The organism is Clostridium cylindrosporum DSM 605, assembly GCF_001047375.1.
In the GTDB taxonomy this organism is placed as follows: domain Bacteria; phylum Bacillota; class Clostridia; order Clostridiales; family Caloramatoraceae; genus Clostridium_AB; species Clostridium_AB cylindrosporum.
Genome location: NZ_LFVU01000024.1, coordinates 253,325 through 276,944, shown reverse-complemented (window position 1 = coordinate 276,944; position 23,620 = coordinate 253,325). Strand labels below are relative to the sequence as shown.

The following is a 23,620-nucleotide window of genomic DNA, read 5'->3' as shown; positions in this document are numbered from 1 at the left end:
CCTATGGAAAACAAATCATTTAAAATCGAAGGAATGACATGTAGTGCCTGTGCCAACAGAGTTGAAAGAGTTATTAAGAAACTAGATGGTGTTGAAAAAGCCAGTGTTAACTTTGCAACTGAAACTCTAAATGTAGAGTTTGATAAGGATAAATTAAATAATACAAATATTGAAGAGGCAGTAGTAAAGGCAGGCTATGGAGTTAAGAAGAACATAAAGAAGTATGACTTTAAGGTTGAGGGTATGACTTGTAGCGCCTGTGCCAACAGAGTAGAAAGAGTTACGAAGAAGCTTAATGGAGTAGAAAGTTCAGTAGTAAATTTTGCTACAGAAAAGTTAACTATTGCTATTAATGAAGATGAACTTTCATGGGTTGATATAAAGGCAGCTGTAGAGAAGGCTGGATATAAGCTTGTTAAAGAGGAAGAAATCAAGGAAGAAAAGGAAGTAGACCCAGCAAAGGGACTTATGAGAAGATTTATAATCTCTGTGGTATTAACTATTCCACTACTAATAATAAGTATGGGTCATATGATGGGACTTCATCTTCCAGAAGTGATAGATCCTATGATGAATCCTTTAAAATTTGCTCTAGTGCAATTAGCATTAACAGTTCCAGTAATGCTTGTTGGGTATAAGTTCTTTAAGGTTGGAATTAAGAACCTAGTAACATTAAGTCCAAACATGGATTCGTTAATATCAATAGGAACTTTAGCAGCGTTTTTATATGGAGTTTTTGCTATATATAAGATAGCAAATGGTGAGACTGAATATGCTCAGCATTTATACTTTGAGTCAGCAGCTGTAATTCTTACACTAATAACTCTTGGTAAATACCTTGAAGCGCTTTCTAAGGGAAGAACATCACAGGCTATAAAGACTCTTATGGGTCTTGCGCCTAAAACAGCAACTATTATAAGAGATAATAAGGAAATAACAATTCCTATAGAGGAAGTTATAGTTGGTGACATTGTAATTGTGAAGCCTGGTGAGAAGCTACCTGTAGATGGAGATGTTATAGAAGGTGAAACTACTATTGATGAATCTATGCTTACAGGAGAGAGTATTCCGTCTCACAAGACAGTTGGAAGTAGTGTAATCGGTGCAAGTATTAATAAAACAGGATTTATCAAGTACCAAGCAACTAAGGTTGGTCGTGATACTGCATTATCTCAAATAGTAAAACTTGTTGAAGAAGCTCAAGGGTCAAAGGCACCTATAGCAAAACTTGCAGACGTTATATCATCATACTTTGTACCTGTAGTAATAGGTCTTGCAATAATCGCATCTGTAGCATGGCTTATTGCAGGTGAAGGTAGCATTTTTGCCTTGACTATATTTATAGCAGTTCTTGTTATTGCTTGTCCATGTGCACTAGGTCTTGCAACACCTACAGCAATAATGGTAGGTACAGGTAAAGGTGCAGAAAATGGAGTACTTATTAAAGGTGGAGAAGCACTTGAGACTACCTACAAGCTTGATACTATTGTTTTTGATAAAACAGGTACAATAACTGAAGGAAAGCCAAGGGTAACAGACATTATAACAAATTCAAGTTCACAGGATGAGGTATTACTTCTTGCTGCTAGTGCAGAAAAGGGTTCAGAACATCCACTAGGTGAGGCAATAGTTAGGGAAGCTGAGGATAAAGGACTTACATTAAAGGAAATTGGTGAATTTAAGGCTGTTCCAGGTCATGGAATAGAAGTTGTAATTGATGGGAAGAATATATTACTTGGAAATAAGAAGCTAATGGTAGATAGAAGTATAGATATAGAGGGACTTGGAGAGAAATCAGACGCGCTAGCTAATGAAGGAAAGACTCCTATGTATATAGCTATAGATAATAAATTAGAAGGAATAATAGCTGTTGCAGACACTGTTAAGCCAACTAGTAAAAAGGCAATCGAAGCCCTTCATAAAATGGGTATTAAGGTAGCTATGATTACAGGGGACAATAAGAAAACAGCAGATGCAATAGCAAAGCAAGTTGGAATAGATATAGTTCTTGCTGAGGTTCTACCAGAGGATAAGGCTAATGAAGTTAAAAAACTTCAAGCAAATGGTAGTAAGGTAGGTATGGTTGGAGACGGTATAAATGACGCTCCAGCACTTGCAATGGCGGACATCGGAATAGCAATAGGTTCAGGTACAGACGTTGCTATAGAATCCGCTGACATAGTTCTTATGAGAAGTGATTTGATGGATGTAATATCTGCAATTAAGCTAAGTCGTGCAACCATTAAGAATATAAAACAAAACCTATTTTGGGCATTTGGGTACAATGTACTTGGAATACCAGTAGCTATGGGTCTACTTCATATATTTGGAGGACCACTACTAAATCCTATGATAGCAGCTGGAGCTATGAGTTTAAGCTCAGTTTCAGTTCTACTAAATGCACTAAGACTTAAGGGATTTAAAGCCTAGATTTAAGGAGGGTAACAATATGAAAAAGAAGATACTAATCGAAGGAATGAGCTGTGGTCACTGCGTAAACCACGTTAAGGAAGCGCTAGAAGGAATAAGCGGAACTTCAGAGGTAGAAGTTAACCTAGAAGGAAAGTATGCAACACTTGAAACTTCAGCAGATGATGCTACTATAAAGGAAGTTATAGAAGAAGAAGGATACGATGTTGTAGGAATAGAATAGAATTTTTAAGGCTGTTGATGTAGATATCAATAGCCTTTTTTTACAATGTTTTTTCTTGATTTATGTTAGAATTTATCTAAAATACTTTATGGGGGAAGCAATATGTGTAAAGACTTCTATTATATATTTACAGTTCTTGTTAGGTTATCAAGTGATTTTCTTGAAAAAGGTTTTATGGAGTCACAGGTTGTGAAAATGAATAATGAGTTTACTTATGAGTATTTAAAAGGTGCAGTGGATTTGGTCAAGGATGGAAGACCTATAGAAAATATAAACTTTTACTTGGATTATGATCTACAAAGGATAATAAGAAATAATAATTTAGATGAATTTACAATAAAAGAGTTATATATAATTAAGCATATCTTTCTAATGATACGTGAATCCACAATTGAGTCCATAGAAGATATAATATGTTTTTCAAGATCATTCCTAAAGGATGAGAACTATGGTAGGTTATGTGAAGTCTTTCATAATATAAAATCAAAACATAAAAGTAATATTTTTAGTAAAAATGTATATAAGGGAGATTAGAATGGGAGATTATATTTTTAATAAGCCAATTACTGAGATAATTAAAGCAAGGACTTCTGTTAGAACTTATAATTCTGAAAGCCTAAGTAAAGATATAAGTGAAAAAATTGAGAATTATATTAAGGAGATTCGTAATCCTTTTAATAAGAACCTTAGAATTAAGTTGATTAACATGGATAAACTTGATGGGAAGCAAAAATTAGGCACCTATGGAATGATTAAAGGAGCGAAGTCATTTATCGGTATCACACATAAAGAAGGGGAACTAGCTGAGGTAGCATTAGGGTATGAGTTTGAATGTTTAGTTCTTTACGCTACATCACTAGGACTTGGAACCTGCTGGATGGGAGGAACCTTTAATAAGAGTCAGTTTAGCAAGGTGATGGAACTTGAAGAAGGTGAGGTTTTCCCTATAGTTTCACCTATAGGTTACAAAGGGGATTCAAGGTCTGTTTTTGAATCTATTGTTAAATTTACTGCTAAGTCTTCTAAGCGTCGTGATTTTTCTGAAGGCTTCTTTAAGAGTAACTTTAATATGGCCCTTACTAAGGAGGCAGCAGGTAAGTACTACACACCACTTGAAATGTTTAGACTTGCACCATCTGCGGTAAATAAACAACCATGGAGCAACTAAATAGTTGTAAAAAGTATATACAAGTATAGTCAAGTATACTTAAATGTATTTTTGTTAATAAAAAGCTCCCTGTATTCCTAAAGAGTACAGAGTGGTGAATTTAATTCATCCAAAACTCCTTTAATTGCTGGAAGTTCCTAAAGCCTAACTAACCACAACATGACCATGAAATATAGGTGAGTGTGACGGTTACGAAAGTAGAAAAAATAGTTAGTATGGCATAGGGTTAAATCCTAAGTGCTAATATAATGGATAATCAGCAGGGAAGCTCCGAGTAGGAGAACCTTCAACGACTAGAGAGAAATCTCGTACCTTCAAGTGAGGGGAAATGGGGAGCATCCAAAAATGGATGGTGATATAGTCTGTGCTTATATGAAAGTATAAGAAGTTCATGAGAGAACTGGTTAGGAGTAACGAACCTAATTGAACAATCTAAAAATAATACAAATGTAATTTAGATAATTGAAAATCAACCGTATATATAAAGTTTATAACACCTATTTTTACCACTTGATAATGCTCTATACTTAGGGAATACTAAGTATAGGTGATATAAGTGGAAATGATAATAAAAACTATAAAACAACATTCCTACAAATTAGATAGTGAAACATTTAAAGAATTATCCTTTATAGCTAACCAATATAAAAATGTGAGAAACTATGTTTACTCAAGATACAGTGGAATAAAAAGTATACTGTTACTTGCTAAAAATAGAGATATTAGAGATGAATGGGTTAAATTTGGGTTTGCGGAGCAATGGAAATTACCTGCAAGGTACTGGAAGCTTGCTTTATCAGAGGCTATAGGAAATATTAAATCTAAATGGAGTAATATTAAGCTAAAAGTTAAAATTCAGATTAAGAAAAATCTTAATTTATCTAATGGTGATAAGCATTATATTAACTATATTTTAAAGGCAAATGAGCTTTACTATAAAGTTTTAAATAATATAGAATTTGATATTCTAAAGATATTTCAAGATAAGAAGTTAAACTATAAATATCTAAATAGTCTTATTAAAAGATACACTAGAAGATATAAAGGGAAGATACCTTATTCATATAGGGGAACTACCTTTTCAGTAGATACAGGACTATATTCATATAAAGATGGATGTATAAACATAACCTCTACCAAGAAGGGTAAAAGGCTACCTATTAAGTTAACTGATAAAAATGTTTATGATAGAACTATGATAGTTAAATTATTTAAAGAAAAGGTAGAAATCCATTGTCCTTTAAAAATTAAGGCTAGAAAAAATAATAATAGTGAAAATGTAATTGGAATTGATAAAGGCTATAAATATTTATTTGCTGTATCAAGTGGGAAGTTTTATGGTGAAAAGTTAAATGAATTTCTAAGCATTGAAACTGAAAGATTAAATAGGGTTAATTCTAATAGAAATAGACTTTGGGCATTATGCAATAGTTACCTAGAAAAAGGAAATGCTAAAAAAGCTCAAAATATATTAGAAAATAATCTTGGAAAAGTAAAATACAATTATAATAAAAGTAAATATGATAGTAGGATAAAGTCTTATATAAACTACTCATTAAACCAGTTAATAAAAGAAGAAAAGCCAACTGAAATAGTTATGGAACAATTAGATTTTGTTAATTGGAATAATAGATATCCTAAAGTAGTTAAAAGAAAGTTATCTAGATGGATAAAGGGATATATAAGACAAAGACTTGAGTATAAATGTAATTTATATAGTATAGCTTACACATATATAAATCCAGCTTATACAAGTAAGATATGTAATGTATGTGGAAGTTTTGGAGAAAGAATAGGAGACGTATTTACTTGCCCTAAATGTAAAGAAATTCATGCCGATATAAATGCAAGCAAAAACATATTAAATAGAAAATATGATAAAGATATAGACTTGTATACTAACTTTAAGAAAGTAAAAGAAATTTTAGAAAATAGGTTAAAATAAAGAATATTTAATCACAAATACAGGTACCTCTGAAATATGAAGCCTATATTTTATCAGAAATGAGGGTTGAATAAGCTTTAAAATTATAAACTTTATAAATACGGTTGTAGGATAAGTAAGTTTAATATACTTAAAAAATTAATATATTTAATTTACTAACTGGTACATCCAAGGCTTTAAAGTTATCAATTAGATAGCAAAAGTGCGAATTATCTAAAATGAGTACATTTGTATATATTTTTAGAACCAGAGTAGTAGTAGATGGGCTAAAAGTTCATTTCTATAGAGATACTTCAGTTGGAGATGTAAGCAAGATTGATATAGGAATTGCACTTTGTCATTTCCATTTAACATGTGTTGAAGAAAAGATAAGTGGTGGATTTAAAATCTTAAATAATATAAAAGATTATGGCAAATATGAATACGTAACTTCATGGATTAAGTAAAAGTCCAATATAAAAGATATATTTAAAGTGTTAAGAGAGTAATTATATGAAAGGTATGAAAAAGAAGTATAGGGAAGTGAAAAGCTCTTTCCCTATACTTCTTTTTTATTTTTTGAAAAGTCTTTTTATAAGTCTTATTATTTCAGAGAATATTACAATTGAGAATGAATATGCTATTACTTTCATCCACATATCAAGTGGTAGTGGTGCTGTTTTGAATAGACTTCCACCAAACTCTGTTATAAGAACTTGAAGAGCAAAGGTTGCTATCATAATGATTACCATTGATTTATTCTTAAGTAGGTTGGTGAATACACTTTCATTTCCAAGTTCTCTTGCATTAAAGGCGTTAAATAGCTGGAACATTACAAATGTAGTAAATATTACGCTAGTATGCTCAGCCTCTGATGCCCCAAGTATATTACCCTTTATAACAAGCATCATCATAATAACAATATATGTACCATTTAATATTATAGTAGATAACATATTTTTAGTTATTATATTTGCACTTCTTTTTACTGGTTCCTGATTCATTAGATGTTTTCTTAGTGATTCAAGACCAAGTGACAGTGCAGGAGGTCCATCCATAATTAGGTTTACCCATAGAAGCTGCATTGTTGTAAATGGTAGTGGTAGGGAAAGAATTTCACATACAAATACAGTGAGTACAGCAACAAGGTTAACTGTTAGCTGGAACTGTATAAATCTTTGGAAGTTCTCGTATATTCCACGGCCCCATTCAACTGACTTTACAATTGTTGAGAAGGAGTCATCAAGTAGTATAATGTCGCTGGCTTCCTTTGAAACCTCAGTACCTGTTATACCCATTGCTATACCTACATCTGCGTTTTTAAGTGCAGGGGCATCGTTTATACCATCTCCTGTTACAGCAACAACATTTCCATGTTTCTTAAGAAGGTTTACTATTCTCATTTTGGTAATAGGTTTACTTCTTGCGATTACAACTATTCTGTCTATAATTTCTAGAAGCTTTTCATCAGGCATTTCATCTATTTCCTGTGCCTCTACAATTATGCTATCTTTCTTAACTATATCTAGCTGCTTAGCAATAGACGTAGCAGTTACTATGTTGTCTCCAGTTAGCATCTTTAAGTTTATTCCTGATTTTTTACATTTTTTAACTGCATCAAATACATCATCTCTTAGTGGGTCTGCAATAGAAACAAATCCATCAAAAATCATGTTAGATTCAACTTCATCTTGAACTTTGTCCCACTCTGAGTAGGATGTATCAATTATATTATGTGCAAAGGCAAGTATTCTTTTTGATTCCTGTTGAAGCTTTGTTATTTTGTCACCAACTAGGATTTTCAGTTCATCTGTAAATTCTTCTATTCTATTGTTTATTATTATTCTATTGCAAAGGGAAATTATCTTTTCTGGACTTCCCTTAGTGTAAACTTTATATGCTGAGGTTTCATCAACAACTGTTGTCATTGATTTCTTGTCTGAACTAAAAGGATATTGAAATGCAATGTTATATGAATTTCTAATATCCGTGTAGCTAATGTTTTCTCCTCCGATAGCTATAGGTGTACATTTTTCAGTGCATGTACAGCTCACCTCAGCAAGATTCTTACAATTACTAGGATTCATTGAACAGATTGTATCACTAAATGCCTTAAGTAGTGAGCACTCTGTAGGGTTACCTATGAACTTTACATTTCCATCCTTAATATTAATATCTGCTGTACTATTAATTGTAAAGTTTTCTATCATGAAACTATTTTTAAGATTTTTAGGCTCTACTATTTCACCATTGCTATATACATCTATAACTGTCATTTGATTCTTAGTAAGTGTTCCTGTTTTGTCTGAACAAATTACATTAATACATCCTACTGTTTCACATGCAATAAGCTTTCTAACTAGTGCATTTGTTCTAGCCATTTTTATAATATTAAGTGCAAGTGTCATAGCAACAATTGTAGGAAGTCCCTCTGGAACCGCTGCAACTATAAGTGCAACACTTGTCATAAATGCACTTTGTATAGTGTCAAAGGATAATGTATTACTTATATATATTTTGAATATCTCATATACAAAGATTAATACAGCTGCAATAACACCTAGTGTAGTAATTGATCTTGCTAGCTTATCTAGCTTTTCTTGTAGTGGTGTAGATTTTGAATCTGTATCCTTTAGTTCGTTTGCTATACTTCCCATTTCTGTTTTATCACCAACAGAGGTTACTATAGCAGTTCCTTGACCATAGGTTACAAATGTACCTGAAAAAACCATGTTTATACGCTGTGATAGTGAAGTTTTAGGATCTTCTAAAACTTCATTAAAGTTTTTACTAACAGCTATACTTTCTCCAGTTAGCATTGATTCATCTATTTTTAATTGAAGGGAATCTATAAGTCTTCCATCAGCAGGAATCTTATCTCCAGTTTCTATTTTGATAATATCACCAACAACTAGGTCCTTCTTACCTACATATTGTATAATTCCGTTTCTAAGTACCTTAACCTTAACATCATCGTTAATGCTATTTAAGGTTTCAAATGCCTTTTCAGAACGGCCCTCCATTATTATTGTGATACCTACAGAAAGAGTGATAGCAACTAGTATACCGATGCTTTCTGTAAATTCTGCATGTAGACCTTGGAATGTTTTATAAACATTCATGCCTATAGTTATTAAGGCAGCTATAATAAGTATGAATATCATAGGCTCCTTTAGGGCTTCTAGTATTTTACTAAGTAAAGTAACCTTCTCCCCCTTAGAAAATTCATTACTACCATGTTTTTCACGGTTTTCCCTAATTTGTACTTCGCCTAGGCCCTTATCAGGCTCTACTTGAAACTCCTCTAGGGTTTCTTTAAATGACTTTTGAAAAAATTCCATTAAACTGTCTCCTCTCTAAAAGTTTTGATATGTACACAAAATAAAAAAGACTCCCAGCACAACAAAACACCAGTAGGTGTTATTGTGCTAAAAGTCTCACTGTGACAAATGCCATGATAAAGCCAGGTTAAAATAACCAGCATGTTGACTTTATCTCCCTTATGGGTAGTTACTCCCTCTTAACAAAAGAATATTATAATTTCCCTTTAGAATTATAATGAAGATTATGTATGATGTCAATTACATATTGCTTTGAGCTTATTCATAAAATCCTCGGAAATAGATTATAATTTCATTACTGTTATTGTAATATAAATTAACCATATATGGTATAATGTTAATTAATAGGTTATAAGGCATCGTTTAGAAAATAGACGTGATTATCTAGGAGGGAATTACCGATATATGGTTGTTTTGATTAATATTATTATTGTACTTTTACTTGTATTTATGAATGCCTTCTTCGTTGCTACGGAGTTTGCAGTTGTAAAGGTAAGAAAGTCTAGAATAGAAACATTATTATTAGAGGGGAACAAAAGTGCAGTACATGTTCTGAAGGTGGTAAAAGATCTTAATGCATATCTTTCAGCGTGTCAGTTAGGAATAACCTTAGCATCCCTTGGACTTGGTTGGGTAGGTGAGCCTGCTGTTTCTCATATGTTAACACCGGTTTTTAAGCTTTTTGATATTCCAGAAAGTGCTGTACATTCAATAGCATTTGTTGTAGGCTTTGCGATTATTACAACTTTTCATATTGTACTTGGGGAGCTTGTTCCAAAGTCTCTAGCGATTATAAGTGCAGAGAAGATATCTTTGTACACAGCATTTCCTTTAATTATATTTTATAAGTTAACCTATCCAGTAATGTGGGCTTTTAATCACAGTACTGAACTTATACTTAGAATATTTGGATTGTCTCAAAGAGACGAACATGATACAGCATATACAGATGAGGAAATAAAACTACTTGTTGAAGAAAGTTATAAGCATGGACTTATTAACCAAAATGAATTAGATTTTGTGGATAATGTGTTTAACTTTTCAGAGAGAACAGTTAAAGAAATAATGGTTCCTCGTACAGATATGAAGTGTATCTATATTGAGGACTCATTTGATGAGATTATAGAAACTACACTTAATGAGCAATTTACAAGATATCCTGTATGCAGAGAGGATAAGGATAACATTATAGGATTCATTCATACTAAGGATTTATATAGACAAAAAATCCAAGGGAATAACGCAAATATAGAGGGCATAATCCGTGAAATAAAGTTTGTAGAGGAATCAATGTTAATAAGTGAACTTTTTAATTTATTTAAAAAGGAAAAGCCTCAAATGGCTATAATCATTGATGAATATGGCGGAACATTTGGTCTTGTTACTATTGAGGATATTCTTGAGGAATTAGTTGGAGATATCCAAGATGAGTTTGATGAAGAAGATCAAGAAATAACAAAAACCCAAGAAGGTGACTATATTGTAGAGGGAGTAGTTCTTCTAGATGATATAAATGAACTCCTTGAAATTAATATTGAGGAAGAGAATATAGATACCATCGGAGGATGGGTTTATTCACAGGTTAATGACTATCCAGAGGTTAATGATAAGTTTACATATGGAGAATATGAGTTTATTGTACTTGAATGTGATAGTAAGAGAGTAAGCAAGGTTTTAATAAAAAAAGTATCCAATGACTAAATATGTTTATAAACTGAAAAATTTGTATGTTAAAAATTTCAAGGATAGGCTTGCGTATAATCAATTGTAGTGTTATACTAAGGTAGTGGATAACACACAAAATAAATTTATTAAAGATGAATGAGATAATGAACTTCCTCGTTAAAGGATTGTTTTTTCGAAATGAGTCTTTAAGTGGAGGTTTTATAAATGGCAGATAAGAATCTAGTATGTAAAGACTGCGGAAACGATTTCGTATTTACTGAAGGTGAACAAGAATTCTACAAAGAAAAAGGATTCGAAAACGAACCAGTAAGATGCCCAGATTGCAGAAGAGCAAGAAAGCAACAAAGAAACAGATACTAAAAATTGAATTTTTAGAGCTATAAGAATTATTCTTATAGCTCTTTTTTAATGCGTAGAATTAATTATAAATGAATTGTTAATAAATTAAATAAGTTATTATATTTATTAATAAAGTATTTACATAAAATAGAAAAAATTAATAAAAAGTGAATAGTATTTAACATATATATTATATCTTAGTAGTTTGTGTTATAATGTCTGGTTATTATATATAAAAGAATTTGATATATAGACGACATATTATTTAGTGAGTGAAATTTTTAGTATATAAATTATTATAGCTATTTAATATGAGGGGGGAGATATATGAATTTTTTTAAGAATCTAAAAGTATCAGTTAAGTTAGTGAGTAATTTTGTAATTATTATTTTATTATTAGTAATTGTAGGGACAATGGGGATTTTAAATACTAATAAGCTTAATAGGTCAATAGAAACATTATATAATGATAATGTTATAGGGCTTACTAGTATTGATATGATCGATAAAAATACATCAATGGTTTATGCAAATGTAAAGCTTATGCTTTATGCAGAAAACCCAACTAAACTAGAAGAAACAGCTAGTTTCATAGATAAACTAAAGGTTAATACGGATACTGGAGTTAATAAATACGAAGCAGCTATTACAAAGGAAGAAGATAGACAAAAATTCAATGAGTTTAAGGATAACCTTGAAAAGTATAGAAGTATTAGATTAGAGATTAAGGATTTATTAATTCAAGGTAAGAAAGTAGAAGCATGGGCAAAATTCTCTGAATTTACAAAGGCAAAGGAAGAAATGGCAGCTAAACTTCAGGAATTAGTTGACCTTAATAATAAGTGGATTAAGGATACTATAGATGAAAGTAATATTATATACAGTGCCTCAACTAAGGTAGTAGTATCTATTATAATTTTTGCAGTTGCATTTGCATGTTTATTAGGATATCTAATAATAGCATCAATAACAAAACCTTTAAATAAAACAAAGCAATTAGCAGAAAGGTTATCAGAGTATGATTTCTCAACTCCATTAGATATTTATACTAAGGATGAGTTTGGAGAAACAGCTAATGCACTTAATAAATCTCAGGAAAATGTAGCCGAGTTAATAAAAAATATAATGAATAGTGCTGAAAATATGGGTGCTGCAAGTGAAGAATTATCAGCAACTGTTGAGGAAATGGCATCTAAGTTAGAATCTATAAATGAATCAACAAGAGAGATAAATTCAGTAGTTCAAGAAACAAGTAGTGCAGCACAGCAAATAGCGGCATCAACAGAGGAAGTAGATGCTAGTGTTAATGTACTTTCAACTAAGGCTACAGATGGAAGTAGTAATGCAGTAGATATTAAGGAAAGAGCAACTAATATCCAAAGAGAAAGTAAAGAGGCATATGATAATACTAATAAGATGTATGTAGAAGTAGAAAATGCTATTCTTAGAGATATAGAAAAAGGGAAAGTAGTAGACCAAATAAAGACAATGGCGGATACTATAGCTTCAATTTCAGAGCAAACAAACCTTTTAGCACTTAATGCGGCAATTGAAGCTGCTAGAGCAGGGGAATCAGGGCGTGGATTTGCAGTTGTTGCAGATGAGGTTAGAAAGCTTGCTGAACAGTCAGCCTCAGAGGTAATAAACGTTAAGTCAACTATAGAAGATGTTCAAGAGGCATTTAAAAGCTTATCTAATAATAGTAATGAATTACTAGGCTTTATGAGCAATAATGTTTCAAAGCAATTTGAAGGATTTATAGGAGTAGGTGAGCACTACCAAAAGGATGCAGACTTTGTAAGTAATATGTCTGAGGACTTAGCTTCAATGTCTGAAGAAATTACTGCAACTATAAACCAAGTAAGTGATGCGATTCAGCACATGGCTGAAATGACTCAAGGGTCATCTGACAATCTTGAAAGTATACAAGAAGGAGTTAATGAATCAACAATGGCAATGGAGCAAATTGCAAATACTGCTCAAAGTCAAGCTGAAATGGCTCAATCACTAAATGAGATGATTTCAAAGTTTAAGGTTTAATTCTATAAATAGTTAAAAAGGATTACTAGGTTATCTAGTAATCCTTTTGTATTCTTTAGATTTCATAATAAAAATTATTAATATATAAATAGCTAGAGGATAATTAATACATGTGTAAAAAGATTTGTCCACCTATATGGAAGTATGCCCTAAAGATTTTATTTATATATCAATAAATATTCAGTTTGTGTATGAAGTTCATCAATTTTCTACAAAATACACTATAGCAATTATTGGAAAGGTATAAAAAAGCTTAATATTCAGACGAAGTATAATTTATATACAAAATATTTTTGATATAACTAAAAAATTATGATTAAACATATAGGGGGAAAATTATGGATTTTTTTAGGAATTTAAAGGTGTCGATTAAACTAGCTAGTAACTTTTTAGTGATTATTACATTACTTATAGTTGTAGGGGTTGTAGGTATAATGAACAGCAGTAAGCTTAATAAGTCGCTAGAGGATCTTTACAGTGTGAATATTTCAGGGCTTTCTAATATTAGCATTATTGATAAAGATGTTTCACGTATATATGCAAATGTAAAGCTAATGATTTATGTAGATAATGCTGCTCATTTAAAAGAGGTAACGGATTTTGTAGGTGGTTTAATAGGGGAAATTAATAGTACTGTTGAGAAATATAAGCCAACTATTACAACAGAACAGGACAGAGTGCTTTTTGATGAGTTCCAAAAGCACTTTAGTGAATATCAAAGTAATATGGATAAAATTAAAGAATTAGTAGTTCAAGGAAAGAAAGCAGAAGCCTTGGCAAAACTTCCAGAGGTAACAAAGATAAAAGAAGATATAGATTCTAATCTTCGTGAGTTAGTGAATTTTAATAATAAGTGTATAAAGGATACTATGAGTAATAATAACGCTATGTATAGTGCATCAACTAAGGTCATAGTATCTATTATAATTTTTGCAGTAGCATTATCATGTCTACTAGCTTACTTGTTAATAATATCCATAACAAGACCTTTAAATAAAACAAAGGCATTGGCAGATAGACTATCAAATTATGATTTTTCTACTTCGCTAGATATTCATACAAAGGATGAATTTGGAGAAACGGCTACTGCACTTAATAAGTCTCAGGAAAACGTTGCTTCATTAATAAGAAATATAATGTCTAGTGCTGAGAACATGGGGGCTTCAAGCCAAGAGTTGTCAGCAACTGTTGAAGAAATGGCATCTAAGCTAGAATCTATAAATGAATCAACAAGAGAGATAAATTCAGTGGTACATGAAACAAGTAGTGCAGCACAGGAAATAGCAGCTTCAGCAGAGGAAGTAGATGCTAGTGTTAATGTACTTTCAAGTAAAGCTACGGAGGGCAGTAGTAATGCAGTAGATATTAAGGAAAGAGCAACTAATATCCAAAGAGAAAGTAAAGAGGCATATGATAATACAGCCAAGGTATATGTAGAAGTAGAAAAGGCAATTTTAAATGACATAGAAAAGGGAAAGGTAGTTGACCAGATAAAAACAATGGCTGATACTATAGCATCGATTTCCGAACAGACAAATCTTTTAGCTCTAAATGCGGCAATTGAAGCTGCTAGAGCAGGGGAATCAGGACGCGGATTTGCAGTTGTTGCAGATGAGGTTAGAAAACTTGCTGAACAATCAGCATCAGAGGTAATAAACGTTAAGTCAACTATAGAAGATGTTCAAGAGGCATTTAAAAGCTTATCTAATAATAGTAATGAATTACTAGGTTTTATGAGCAATAATGTTGCAAAGCAATTTGAGGGATTTATAGGAGTAGGTGAGCACTACCAAAAGGATGCGGACTTTGTAAGTAATATGTCTGAGGACTTAGCTTCAATGTCTGAAGAAATTACTGCAACTATAAATCAAGTAAGTGATGCTATTCAGCACATGGCTGAAATGACTCAAGGGTCATCTAACAATCTTGAAAGTATACAAGAGGGAGTTAATGAATCAAGTATGGCAATGGAGCAAATTGCAAATACTGCTCAAAGTCAGGCTGAAATGGCACAATCACTTAATGAGATGATTTCAAAGTTTAAGGTATAATTTAATATTTATGATTCAAAAGACCTGCTGATTATGTCCGCAGGTCTTAAGTTTTATGATAAAAATAAGTTAAGATAAGATGTGTAATCATGGTTTATTAATCTTGATTAACAAACCTACCTTCACCTGGTATGGCGATCTCATCAAAATTTCTAACAAGTAGTTCTAAATGCTTTGTAAGTTCTTCACCCTCCATATACTTTCCATGGCTTGGGATAACTAGTGAAGGGTTTAAGTCCTTAAGATCTTTTACTGAAGTTTCTGCTGCCCTCCAGTTTGTAGTTAAGTATTTTGGTGGGCCACTTATCTTCTCACGCTGCGTTATTACAGAGAATAGAGATTCTTGTTTAGTAGTAGAGAAAGCATCGCCAAGTATAAGCGTAGCATCCTTCTCACGATATAGGGAAATATGTCCCTCAGTATGACCAGGTGTATGTATCCACTTCCATCCAGGCATTCCAGGTACACTACCATCTCTTGGGAGAACTTCAGCACGGGAGCCTAAATCAATACTTGTATGAGGAAAACTTGGAGACATCTTAGCTACAAGTCCCTCATCTACAGTAGGGTCAGCTAGAGGGTAGTCTTTCTTTCCTGTTACATAGGGAATCTCTAGTTCATGAATATATACTGGAACATCCCATAATTCTGAGAGTTTAATAACTGAACCAACATGATCAAAATGTCCATGTGTAAGTATTATAGATTTAGGCTTACTATCTTTACCAAAGCGTTTTTCTACGCACTCTAATATAAATTCTTCTGAATTTTCAAGACCTGTATCTACAAGAACCCATTCATTACTATCAGGAATTCCAACTAAGCAAGCAGTTACAATGGTAAAATTCATAACTAATATATCTGAGGTTGGTTCTTGAAGGGATGTTGTTATAGCAGACAATCCTTCAACTATTTTATTACCCATTTTTAAAAACCTCCTAGCTAATAAATGATTTTAAAAGCACTAAATTGCATTAAATAGTATGTGCAAATAATCTTATCTTATAATTTAAAGATAACTCTTGTTTTAAAATCTTCTAGTGTAGCTAGAGGTTAGCTCAATTAAAAAGGTCGCCTACAATTTGTAAGCGACCTATAGTTATTATTTTTCGTTTTTAAGTATGTCTTCCATGTCTTTAAACTCTTTATCGATTGATTCATCAGGTGTGTATGTTAGAAGACTTACAATCAAAACAGCTAGTAGTGAAAGTATGAATCCTGGAATCATTTCATATAGTCCCTTTGAAAGTCCTGTAACTATCCAAAGTATAACTGTAGCTCCACCTGTAACCATTCCAGCTAGTGCTCCCCATTTAGTCATCTTCTTCCAGTATAGACTTAAAAGAAGAACAGGTCCAAATGATGAACCAAATCCAGCCCATGCTTGTCCAACTATATCAAGTATAGACTTATTTGGAAGATAAGCAAAGATTGTAGCTATAAGTGCAACTGCAAGAACAGAGAATCTTCCTACAAGCATTTGCTTCTTGTCTGATACTTCCTTCTTACTGAAAGCTAAATAAAAGTCCTTAGTTACTGAACTTGAACAAACAAGTAGCTGTGAAGATATAGTACTCATTATTGCTGCAAGTACAGCTGATAGTATAATTCCTACGATAAATGGATGGAATAGTATATCTCCAAGTTTTAAGAAAACTGTTTCAGGATTAGAAAGTGGTGTTCCCTTTTGAGTGAAATAAACAAGCCCTATAAGACCACTTGCTACTGCACCTAAAAGACCAAGTGCCATCCAGCTTATTCCGATTCTTCTTGCTGATTTTAATTCCTTAGATGATTTTATTGCCATAAAACGAACAATAATATGAGGTTGTCCAAAATATCCAAGACCCCAAGCTAAAAATCCTATAATAGTAGCAAAGCTTGTTCCTCTAAGTATATCAAATAGATGTGGGTCAATTGCGGTAACTTGACTAACAAAGCTTCCTGGTGTTAAGTCAATGTTCATATAAGCTACAACAGGTACCATTATAAGAACGATAAACATTAGACATCCTTGGAAAAAGTCTGTAAGACTTACTGCTATAAACCCTCCGAAAAACGTATAAAGTACAACAACTGATAGAGTAATAACAACCCCTGTTGTATAGCTTAGTTTAAATGTACTTTCGAAAAGTGTTCCTCCAGCAACTATTCCTGAAGAAACATATAATACGAAGAAAACAAGTATTACGATACCAGAGATAAGTCTAAGCATATTTGATTTATCTTTAAATCTGTTTTCAAGAAAATCAGGAATTGTTAGAGAATCATTTGCAACCTCTGTATATACTCTAAATCTAGGAGCTAATAGTATGTAGTTAAAGTAAGCTCCTATTGTAAGACCTATTGCAAGCCAAAGACTTGAGATTCCAGTAGCATAAACTGCTCCAGGAAGTCCCATAAGCATCCATCCACTCATATCACTTGCACCAGCGGATAGTGCTGTAACAGCAGGACCAAGTCCTCTTCCACCTAGCATATAGTCAGAGATATTAGATGTTTTCTTGTATGAGTAATATCCAATTGCAAGTAGTGCGACTAAATATAACCCAATAGCGGCAAAAGCACTGTATTCCATATGAAAAATCTCCTTTCAAATAAATAATTATTATTTATACAATTTAACTAATAAAATTGCAAAATTTTTAAAAATAACAATTGATATTTTACCATATTACTATAAGTTGCACAAATGTATTTTTGTGTACATTTATCTACTAAATAAAAGTGCTACAACTAATATGTTATAGCACTTTTATATAAAAAGTAATTATTTAAATTTATCAGGGAACTGTTTAATTATTCCCTTTGAAATAGTATCTGCGAACATAAGCATATGATCATAACCTTTATCAAATGTTTCAATATCTGAATTCCAGTCCTTATTTAATCTAGATACAGCTTCATTAGTGACAAACTCTAGATGTTTATGAAGCATATCCTTTAGCTCTTTATTTGAAAGATTTGGGTTAGCACTACTTAAAAAGTCAGCTATTTTATCTGCATTTTGGTACCATAGCTTATTGTACTTATCAAGGTCAAGTTTATTATTAGTTTTTGCTGCATTAACAACCTGACCTGCAATTTCAATATGCTCTCTTAAAAGCTTAGATAATGTATTTCCTGCTTCTTCTCCATAGTAGGGCTTAATGGAATTTCCGATATCATCTTGGTTACGTAGAAGTCTTTGAAGCACAGTACTTGTATCCTCAAGTGATGCTAAGTCGCTTACTATAAAGTCTCTAGTCCATATTACGTGATCACTCCATAACTTCCTTTGAAGGGTTCTAAGTTTGCATTGAGATTTGGTTATGTGTGACTCTATAGGGGTCGTGCTTGTAGTCTTTGTACTATCATTAGGTACAACCATAACAACAGCAATGAAAAGAAGTGCTAATAAAGAGGATGTAATCTTTTTCATTTGTATTCTCCTTGTAACATGTAAATAATTTAAGATTATTTTGCTCAAGGTATTAAATGTCTATTCAAAAATAGAGTAAAACAGACTATTACAAAAGAGTAATAGCCTGTTTGTTATATTAGGGTTAATGAGTTTTTTATATATAAGTAGTTTATAATTTCAATATCATAATTTAGGGATAATATTACTAAGATTTTTAATTGATTCGTCTAAAATACGTATATCCTCATCTGATAAAGCTGATATTTGATCACATAATTTGCTTGTCATTCTTTTTTTCTTTTCATGTAGAAGCTCATAGGCTTTATTCGTAAGTTCAATTCTTATTTTTCTTCTATCCTTAGGGTCTTCAAACCTTCTTACATAATCATTTTGCACCAAGCTATCTATAATTGGAGTCATATTAGGTTTTGATATATTAAGATTTTGTCCTATTCTTGAAACTGAAGAAGAACCATGATGAGCAAGGAAAAATATCACCTTAAAATGAGATGGCGGAATAGGTGAACATTTAATTATGTCTTCCTGATGAAATGTTTTTTTATGAAACTGTATTATTAAGTCGAATAGTTCATCTGATATTTTATTTAGATCTATACCATCCATATTCATTACTCCTTTACAATCAAAATTCAACTTTATTATAAACTAAAATATTTTTTAATACAATAAAAAGGTTATTGACTTATAATAGTTATGAAAATATAATTAATATAAAATCATAATTAATTTGAAGAATTAGTTATTAATGAATAAGTCAAAGGGGGGACTAGGTGATGTTTAAGCTAATAAAGTATTTGAAGAACTCAATTTTTCCAGTAATATTGATAGTTGGCCTTTTAGTTTTACAGGCGGCCTGCGATTTATCTCTACCGGATTATACGTCCAAGATAGTAAATATCGGAATTCAACAAGGTGGAGTTGAAAATGCAGCAACTAAGATTATCAGAAAGTCAAAGTTTGATAACCTTAAGTTATTTATGAATGAAGAGGATAAAAAACTAATTAATGATAATTATATATTGCTTGATAAAAAGGAGCTTTCTAGTGAGGAATATGAAAAGTATCTAAAAGATTATCCTAAGCTAGAAAATGAAGCACTATACAAGTTAAACACTAAGGACAAGGATTTAGTTGCTAAAATAAGCAATGTAATGGGTAAACCAATGCTTATGGCATCGGGAATTGAAGGTAAAGAAGGACAAAAGATTAAGGCAGGGATTATAAAAAGCCTTCCTAAGGGTGCGAAATTACCTGAGAATACTGATACTATGACTATCCTTAAAAGTATGCCAGAAAAACAATTTAATGGTATAAAGGGTAAAATGGATGAAAAGATTAGTAAAATGCCTGATAGTATTATAACTCAAGGAGCAGTTTCATATGTAAGATCAGAGTATAAGGCTATAGGAATAGATACTGATAGTATGCAAACTAAGTATATCTTAACTTCTGGGGCACTTATGCTTGCTGTATCACTTTTAAGTATGGTAGCAACTGTTATCGTTGGATATATTGGTGCAAGAGTTGCAGCGAGTCTAGGTCGTGACCTTAGAGGAAAGGTGTTTGCTAAGGTAGTAGGATTCTCAAATGCTGAACTTGATAAGTTCTCTACAGCATCACTTATAACTCGTAGCACAAATGACATTCAGCAGATACAAATGCTAATGGTTATGATTCTTAGAATAGTATTCTATGCACCTATTCTTGCTATAGGTGGTATTATAAAGGTTTTAAACACACAAACATCAATGGCATGGATTATAGCTGTTGCAGTAATGGCAATCCTTTCGCTTGTTGTAGTGTTATTTGGGGTTGCAATGCCAAGATTTAAAGCGCTGCAAAAACTAGTTGATAAGGTGAACCTTGTAACACGTGAAATACTAACAGGTATGCTTGTAATTCGTGCATTTGGAACTCAAAAGCATGAAGAAAAGAGATTTGATAAGGCGAATACAGACCTTACTAAAACTAACCTATTTGTAAATAGAGTTATGGTTATTATGATGCCTATGATGATGTTCATTATGAATGCAGTTGCCATTCTAATTGTATGGAACGGTGCCCATAAAATAAATGATGGGACAATGCAAGTTGGTGACATGATGGCTTTCATTCAATACACTATGCAAATAATAATGGCATTCTTATTACTAACAATGATATCAATTATGCTTCCACGTGCAACAGTTGCAGCTGCCCGTGTTGATGAGGTTTTAACTACAGATCTTTCAATTAAAGATCCAAATGTAGCTAAAGAATTTAACAAGGACATGAAGGGATTTGTTGAATTTAAAAATGTTTCATTTAAATATCCAGATGCTGAAGGATATGTATTAGAGGACATTAGTTTCACTGCAAAGCCAGGGGAGACAACAGCATTTATAGGAAGTACTGGTTGTGGAAAGTCTACACTTATTAATCTAATACCACGTTTCTTCGATGTAACAAATGGAAAGGTTATGATTGATGGTGTTGACGTTAGAGAAGTAAATCAACATGATTTAAGAAGAAAAATAGGCTATGTTCCACAAAAGGGAGTTTTATTCTCAGGAAACATTGAAAGCAACATAAAGTACGGAAATTCCGAAGCATCTATAGAGGATGTTAAAAAAGCAGCTGAAATAGCCCAAGCTACAGAATTTATAAGCTCAAAACCTGAAGGATTCTCTACTGATATATCTCAAGGTGGTAGTAACGTTTCAGGCGGACAAAAGCAAAGACTTTCAATTGCTAGAGCTATAGCTAAGAATCCTGATATATATATATTTGATGATAGCTTTTCAGCACTTGACTTTAAAACAGATGCAGCGCTTAGAAAAGCACTTAAGGAAGGGACAGCAAATAGCACTGTTTTAATAGTTGCACAAAGAATAAGTACCATATTAAATGCAGACCAAATAATCGTTCTAGATGAAGGAAAGATTGTAGGTCATGGTACACACAATGAACTTCTTGAAAACTGTGAGGTTTATCAACAAATAGCACTATCACAACTTTCAAAGGAGGAATTATCCCATGAGTAAAGATAGTAAAAGAAGAGGCTTTGGAGGCCCAGGGCCAGGACCTATTGGGGCCCCAGGTCCAAAGGCAAAAGACTTTAAAGGTACAATGAAAAACCTCCTTATATATCTTAAACCATTTAGGGTAGCTATTATTTCAGTAATAATACTTGCTATTGGAAGTGCTGCATTTTCAATAGTTGGACCAAAGATACTTGGAAAAGCTACTACTAAGATTTTTGAAGGATTAGTAGGGAAGGTACAGGGAACAGGAACTGGAATAGACTTTACCTATATAGGTAATATTATGTTAATACTTCTTGGATTATATATTGTAAGTACCCTATTTGCATTTGTTCAAGGGTTTATAATGGCAAATGTAACTCAAAAGGTTTCATACAATCTAAGAAAAGAACTATCTGAAAAGATAAATCGTATGCCACTTAAGTACTTCGATAAAAAGAGTCATGGAGAAGTACTTTCAAGGGTTACTAATGACATTGATACACTAGGACAAAGTTTAAATCAAAGTATGACTCAAGTTATAACTGCTATAACAACAATGATAGGTGTACTAATAATGATGTTCTCAATAAGCTGGGTTATGACCTTAGCTGCACTTATAGTACTACCAATATCTATGATGTTTATATCATTTATAATTAAGAATTCACAAAAGCACTTTAAGACTCAACAGGAATACCTAGGTCATATAAATGGTCAAGTTGAAGAGGTTTATTCAGGGCAAAACATCGTAAAGGTTTTTAATAAGGAAGATGATGTTTGCAAAACATTTAATGATGTAAATGATACCCTTTATGATTCAGCTTGGAAGTCACAGTTCCTTTCAGGGATTATGATGCCTATGATGAACCTTATAGGGAACCTTGGTTATGTAGTAGTTTCTATACTAGGTGGATACCTAACTATTAAGGGAAGTATTCAGGTTGGAGATATTCAATCATTTATACAGTACGTAAGAAACTTTACACAACCACTATCTCAAGTGGCACAGGTTGCAAATCTAATGCAATCAACTGCAGCATCAGCTGAAAGAGTATTTGAATTCCTAGAAGAAGAGGAAGAAGTACAGTTAAGTGATAATCCTGTATCTCCTGAATGGCTTTTAGGAAGTGTTTCATTTGAAAATGTAAACTTTGGATACAATGAAGACAAAACAATTATAAATAACTTTACTGCAAATGTTAAACCTGGTCAAAAGGTTGCAATAGTTGGACCTACAGGTGCAGGTAAAACAACAATCATGAAGCTACTTATGCGTTTCTATGATGTAAATAGTGGTGAGATTAAAATAGATGGACATAACATAAATGACTTCAATCGTGATGATTTAAGAAGTATGTTTGGTATGGTTCTTCAAGATACATGGCTTTTTAATGGATCAATTATGGATAACATAAAGTATGGTAGACTTGATGCAACAGAGGAAGAAGTTATTGAAGCGGCAAAGGCTGCACATGCACATGGTTTCATTAGAACCCTACCAGATGGATACAATATGGAGTTAAATGAAGAAGCAAGTAATGTATCTCAAGGACAAAAGCAGCTTCTAACAATAGCTAGAGCGATACTAGCTGATCCTAAGATTCTTATACTAGATGAGGCAACAAGTTCTGTTGATACTCGTACAGAGGTGCTTATACAAAAAGCTATGGCAAGACTTATGGAAGGAAGAACAAGCTTTATAATAGCACATAGACTATCAACTATTCGTGACGCTGACCTTATACTAGTTATGAAAGAAGGAGACATTATAGAGCAAGGAAGTCATACTGAACTTCTTGCAAATGATGGATTCTATGCTTCACTTTATAATAGTCAGTTTGATGATGTGGAAGCATCATAGGGTAGAATACAGATCACCAGGGTTTTACCTTTTACTAGCTTCAAGGTAAGATTTCGAAAGATATTCTAAATAACAAAAACCCCCTTAGCCTAAGGGACACCGAAAACTCGGCGTAAAGCCTCAAACAT

Annotated in this window: 17 protein-coding genes; 12 read left to right on the top strand and 5 right to left on the bottom strand. The window is 32.5% G+C overall.

Going from position 1 to position 23,620, the window contains the following annotated elements; all coding sequences use genetic code 11:
• The first annotated feature begins 3 nt into the window (after window positions 1-3).
• The 6 genes from CLCY_RS06800 (at window position 4) to CLCY_RS06775 (ending at window position 6,212) form a co-directional block, all read left to right on the top strand.
• On the top strand, window positions 4-2,430 hold the full coding sequence (locus tag CLCY_RS06800) for a heavy metal translocating P-type ATPase (protein WP_048570362.1): 2,427 nt from the start codon (window positions 4-6) through the stop codon (window positions 2,428-2,430).
• Window positions 2,431-2,449: 19 nt separating this feature from the next.
• Window positions 2,450-2,653, top strand: coding sequence for a heavy-metal-associated domain-containing protein (locus CLCY_RS06795; protein WP_048570361.1), 204 nt, complete (start codon window positions 2,450-2,452; stop codon window positions 2,651-2,653).
• A 102-nt stretch (window positions 2,654-2,755) separates the two neighbouring features.
• Window positions 2,756-3,187 carry a hypothetical protein gene (locus CLCY_RS06790; protein WP_048570360.1) on the top strand — a complete coding sequence of 144 codons (432 nt, stop codon included), beginning with the start codon at window positions 2,756-2,758 and terminating at the stop codon, window positions 3,185-3,187.
• Window position 3,188: 1 nt separating this feature from the next.
• Complete coding sequence (locus tag CLCY_RS06785; protein ID WP_048570359.1) at window positions 3,189-3,821, top strand: nitroreductase family protein; 633 nt, start codon at window positions 3,189-3,191, stop codon at window positions 3,819-3,821.
• Window positions 3,822-4,383: 562 nt separating this feature from the next.
• Complete coding sequence (locus CLCY_RS06780; RefSeq protein ID WP_242844950.1) at window positions 4,384-5,766, top strand: RNA-guided endonuclease TnpB family protein; 1,383 nt, start codon at window positions 4,384-4,386, stop codon at window positions 5,764-5,766.
• Window positions 5,767-5,984: 218 nt separating this feature from the next.
• Window positions 5,985-6,212, top strand: coding sequence for a hypothetical protein (locus tag CLCY_RS06775; protein ID WP_048570357.1), 228 nt, complete (start codon window positions 5,985-5,987; stop codon window positions 6,210-6,212).
• Window positions 6,213-6,317: 105 nt separating this feature from the next.
• On the opposite strand, the gene CLCY_RS06770 is transcribed toward CLCY_RS06775, so the two are convergent.
• Window positions 6,318-9,086, bottom strand: a complete 2,769-nt coding sequence (locus CLCY_RS06770; RefSeq protein WP_048570356.1) for a cation-translocating P-type ATPase — start codon at window positions 9,084-9,086, stop codon at window positions 6,318-6,320.
• Window positions 9,087-9,491: 405 nt separating this feature from the next.
• Here CLCY_RS06770 and CLCY_RS06765 point away from each other — a divergent pair, with 405 nt between their 5' ends.
• The 4 genes from CLCY_RS06765 (at window position 9,492) to CLCY_RS06750 (ending at window position 15,202) form a co-directional block, all read left to right on the top strand.
• Window positions 9,492-10,787 carry a hemolysin family protein gene (locus CLCY_RS06765; protein WP_048570355.1) on the top strand — a complete coding sequence of 432 codons (1,296 nt, stop codon included), beginning with the start codon at window positions 9,492-9,494 and terminating at the stop codon, window positions 10,785-10,787.
• A 189-nt stretch (window positions 10,788-10,976) separates the two neighbouring features.
• A complete protein-coding gene (locus CLCY_RS06760; RefSeq protein WP_048570354.1) occupies window positions 10,977-11,132 on the top strand; it encodes a zinc-ribbon domain-containing protein in 156 nt (51 codons plus the stop codon).
• A gap of 306 nt (window positions 11,133-11,438) precedes the next feature.
• Window positions 11,439-13,151: a methyl-accepting chemotaxis protein gene (locus tag CLCY_RS06755; RefSeq protein WP_048570353.1), complete on the top strand. Its 1,713-nt coding sequence runs from the start codon at window positions 11,439-11,441 to the stop codon at window positions 13,149-13,151.
• A gap of 338 nt (window positions 13,152-13,489) precedes the next feature.
• Complete coding sequence (locus CLCY_RS06750) at window positions 13,490-15,202, top strand: methyl-accepting chemotaxis protein (protein ID WP_048570352.1); 1,713 nt, start codon at window positions 13,490-13,492, stop codon at window positions 15,200-15,202.
• A 97-nt stretch (window positions 15,203-15,299) separates the two neighbouring features.
• Here the strand turns inward: CLCY_RS06750 and CLCY_RS06745 are convergent, their stop codons facing one another.
• From CLCY_RS06745 to CLCY_RS06730, 4 genes are all read right to left on the bottom strand, one after another.
• Entirely contained in the window at window positions 15,300-16,127 is an 828-nt protein-coding gene (locus CLCY_RS06745) for an MBL fold metallo-hydrolase (protein ID WP_048570351.1), read from the bottom strand.
• Window positions 16,128-16,304: 177 nt separating this feature from the next.
• A complete protein-coding gene (gene putP / locus CLCY_RS06740; RefSeq protein WP_048570350.1) occupies window positions 16,305-17,780 on the bottom strand; it encodes a sodium/proline symporter PutP in 1,476 nt (491 codons plus the stop codon).
• A 192-nt stretch (window positions 17,781-17,972) separates the two neighbouring features.
• On the bottom strand, window positions 17,973-18,623 hold the full coding sequence (locus tag CLCY_RS06735; protein ID WP_048570349.1) for a hypothetical protein: 651 nt from the start codon (window positions 18,621-18,623) through the stop codon (window positions 17,973-17,975).
• A gap of 165 nt (window positions 18,624-18,788) precedes the next feature.
• Entirely contained in the window at window positions 18,789-19,229 is a 441-nt protein-coding gene (locus CLCY_RS06730) for a MarR family winged helix-turn-helix transcriptional regulator (RefSeq protein ID WP_048570348.1), read from the bottom strand.
• A 170-nt stretch (window positions 19,230-19,399) separates the two neighbouring features.
• On the opposite strand from CLCY_RS06730, the gene CLCY_RS06725 reads away from it, so the two are divergent.
• A complete protein-coding gene (locus tag CLCY_RS06725; protein WP_048570347.1) occupies window positions 19,400-21,649 on the top strand; it encodes an ABC transporter ATP-binding protein in 2,250 nt (749 codons plus the stop codon).
• Window positions 21,642-23,492, top strand: coding sequence for an ABC transporter ATP-binding protein (locus tag CLCY_RS06720; RefSeq protein WP_048570346.1), 1,851 nt, complete (start codon window positions 21,642-21,644; stop codon window positions 23,490-23,492). Before CLCY_RS06725 ends, CLCY_RS06720 begins: the two co-directional genes overlap by 8 nt.
• Window positions 23,493-23,620 lie beyond the last annotated feature (128 nt).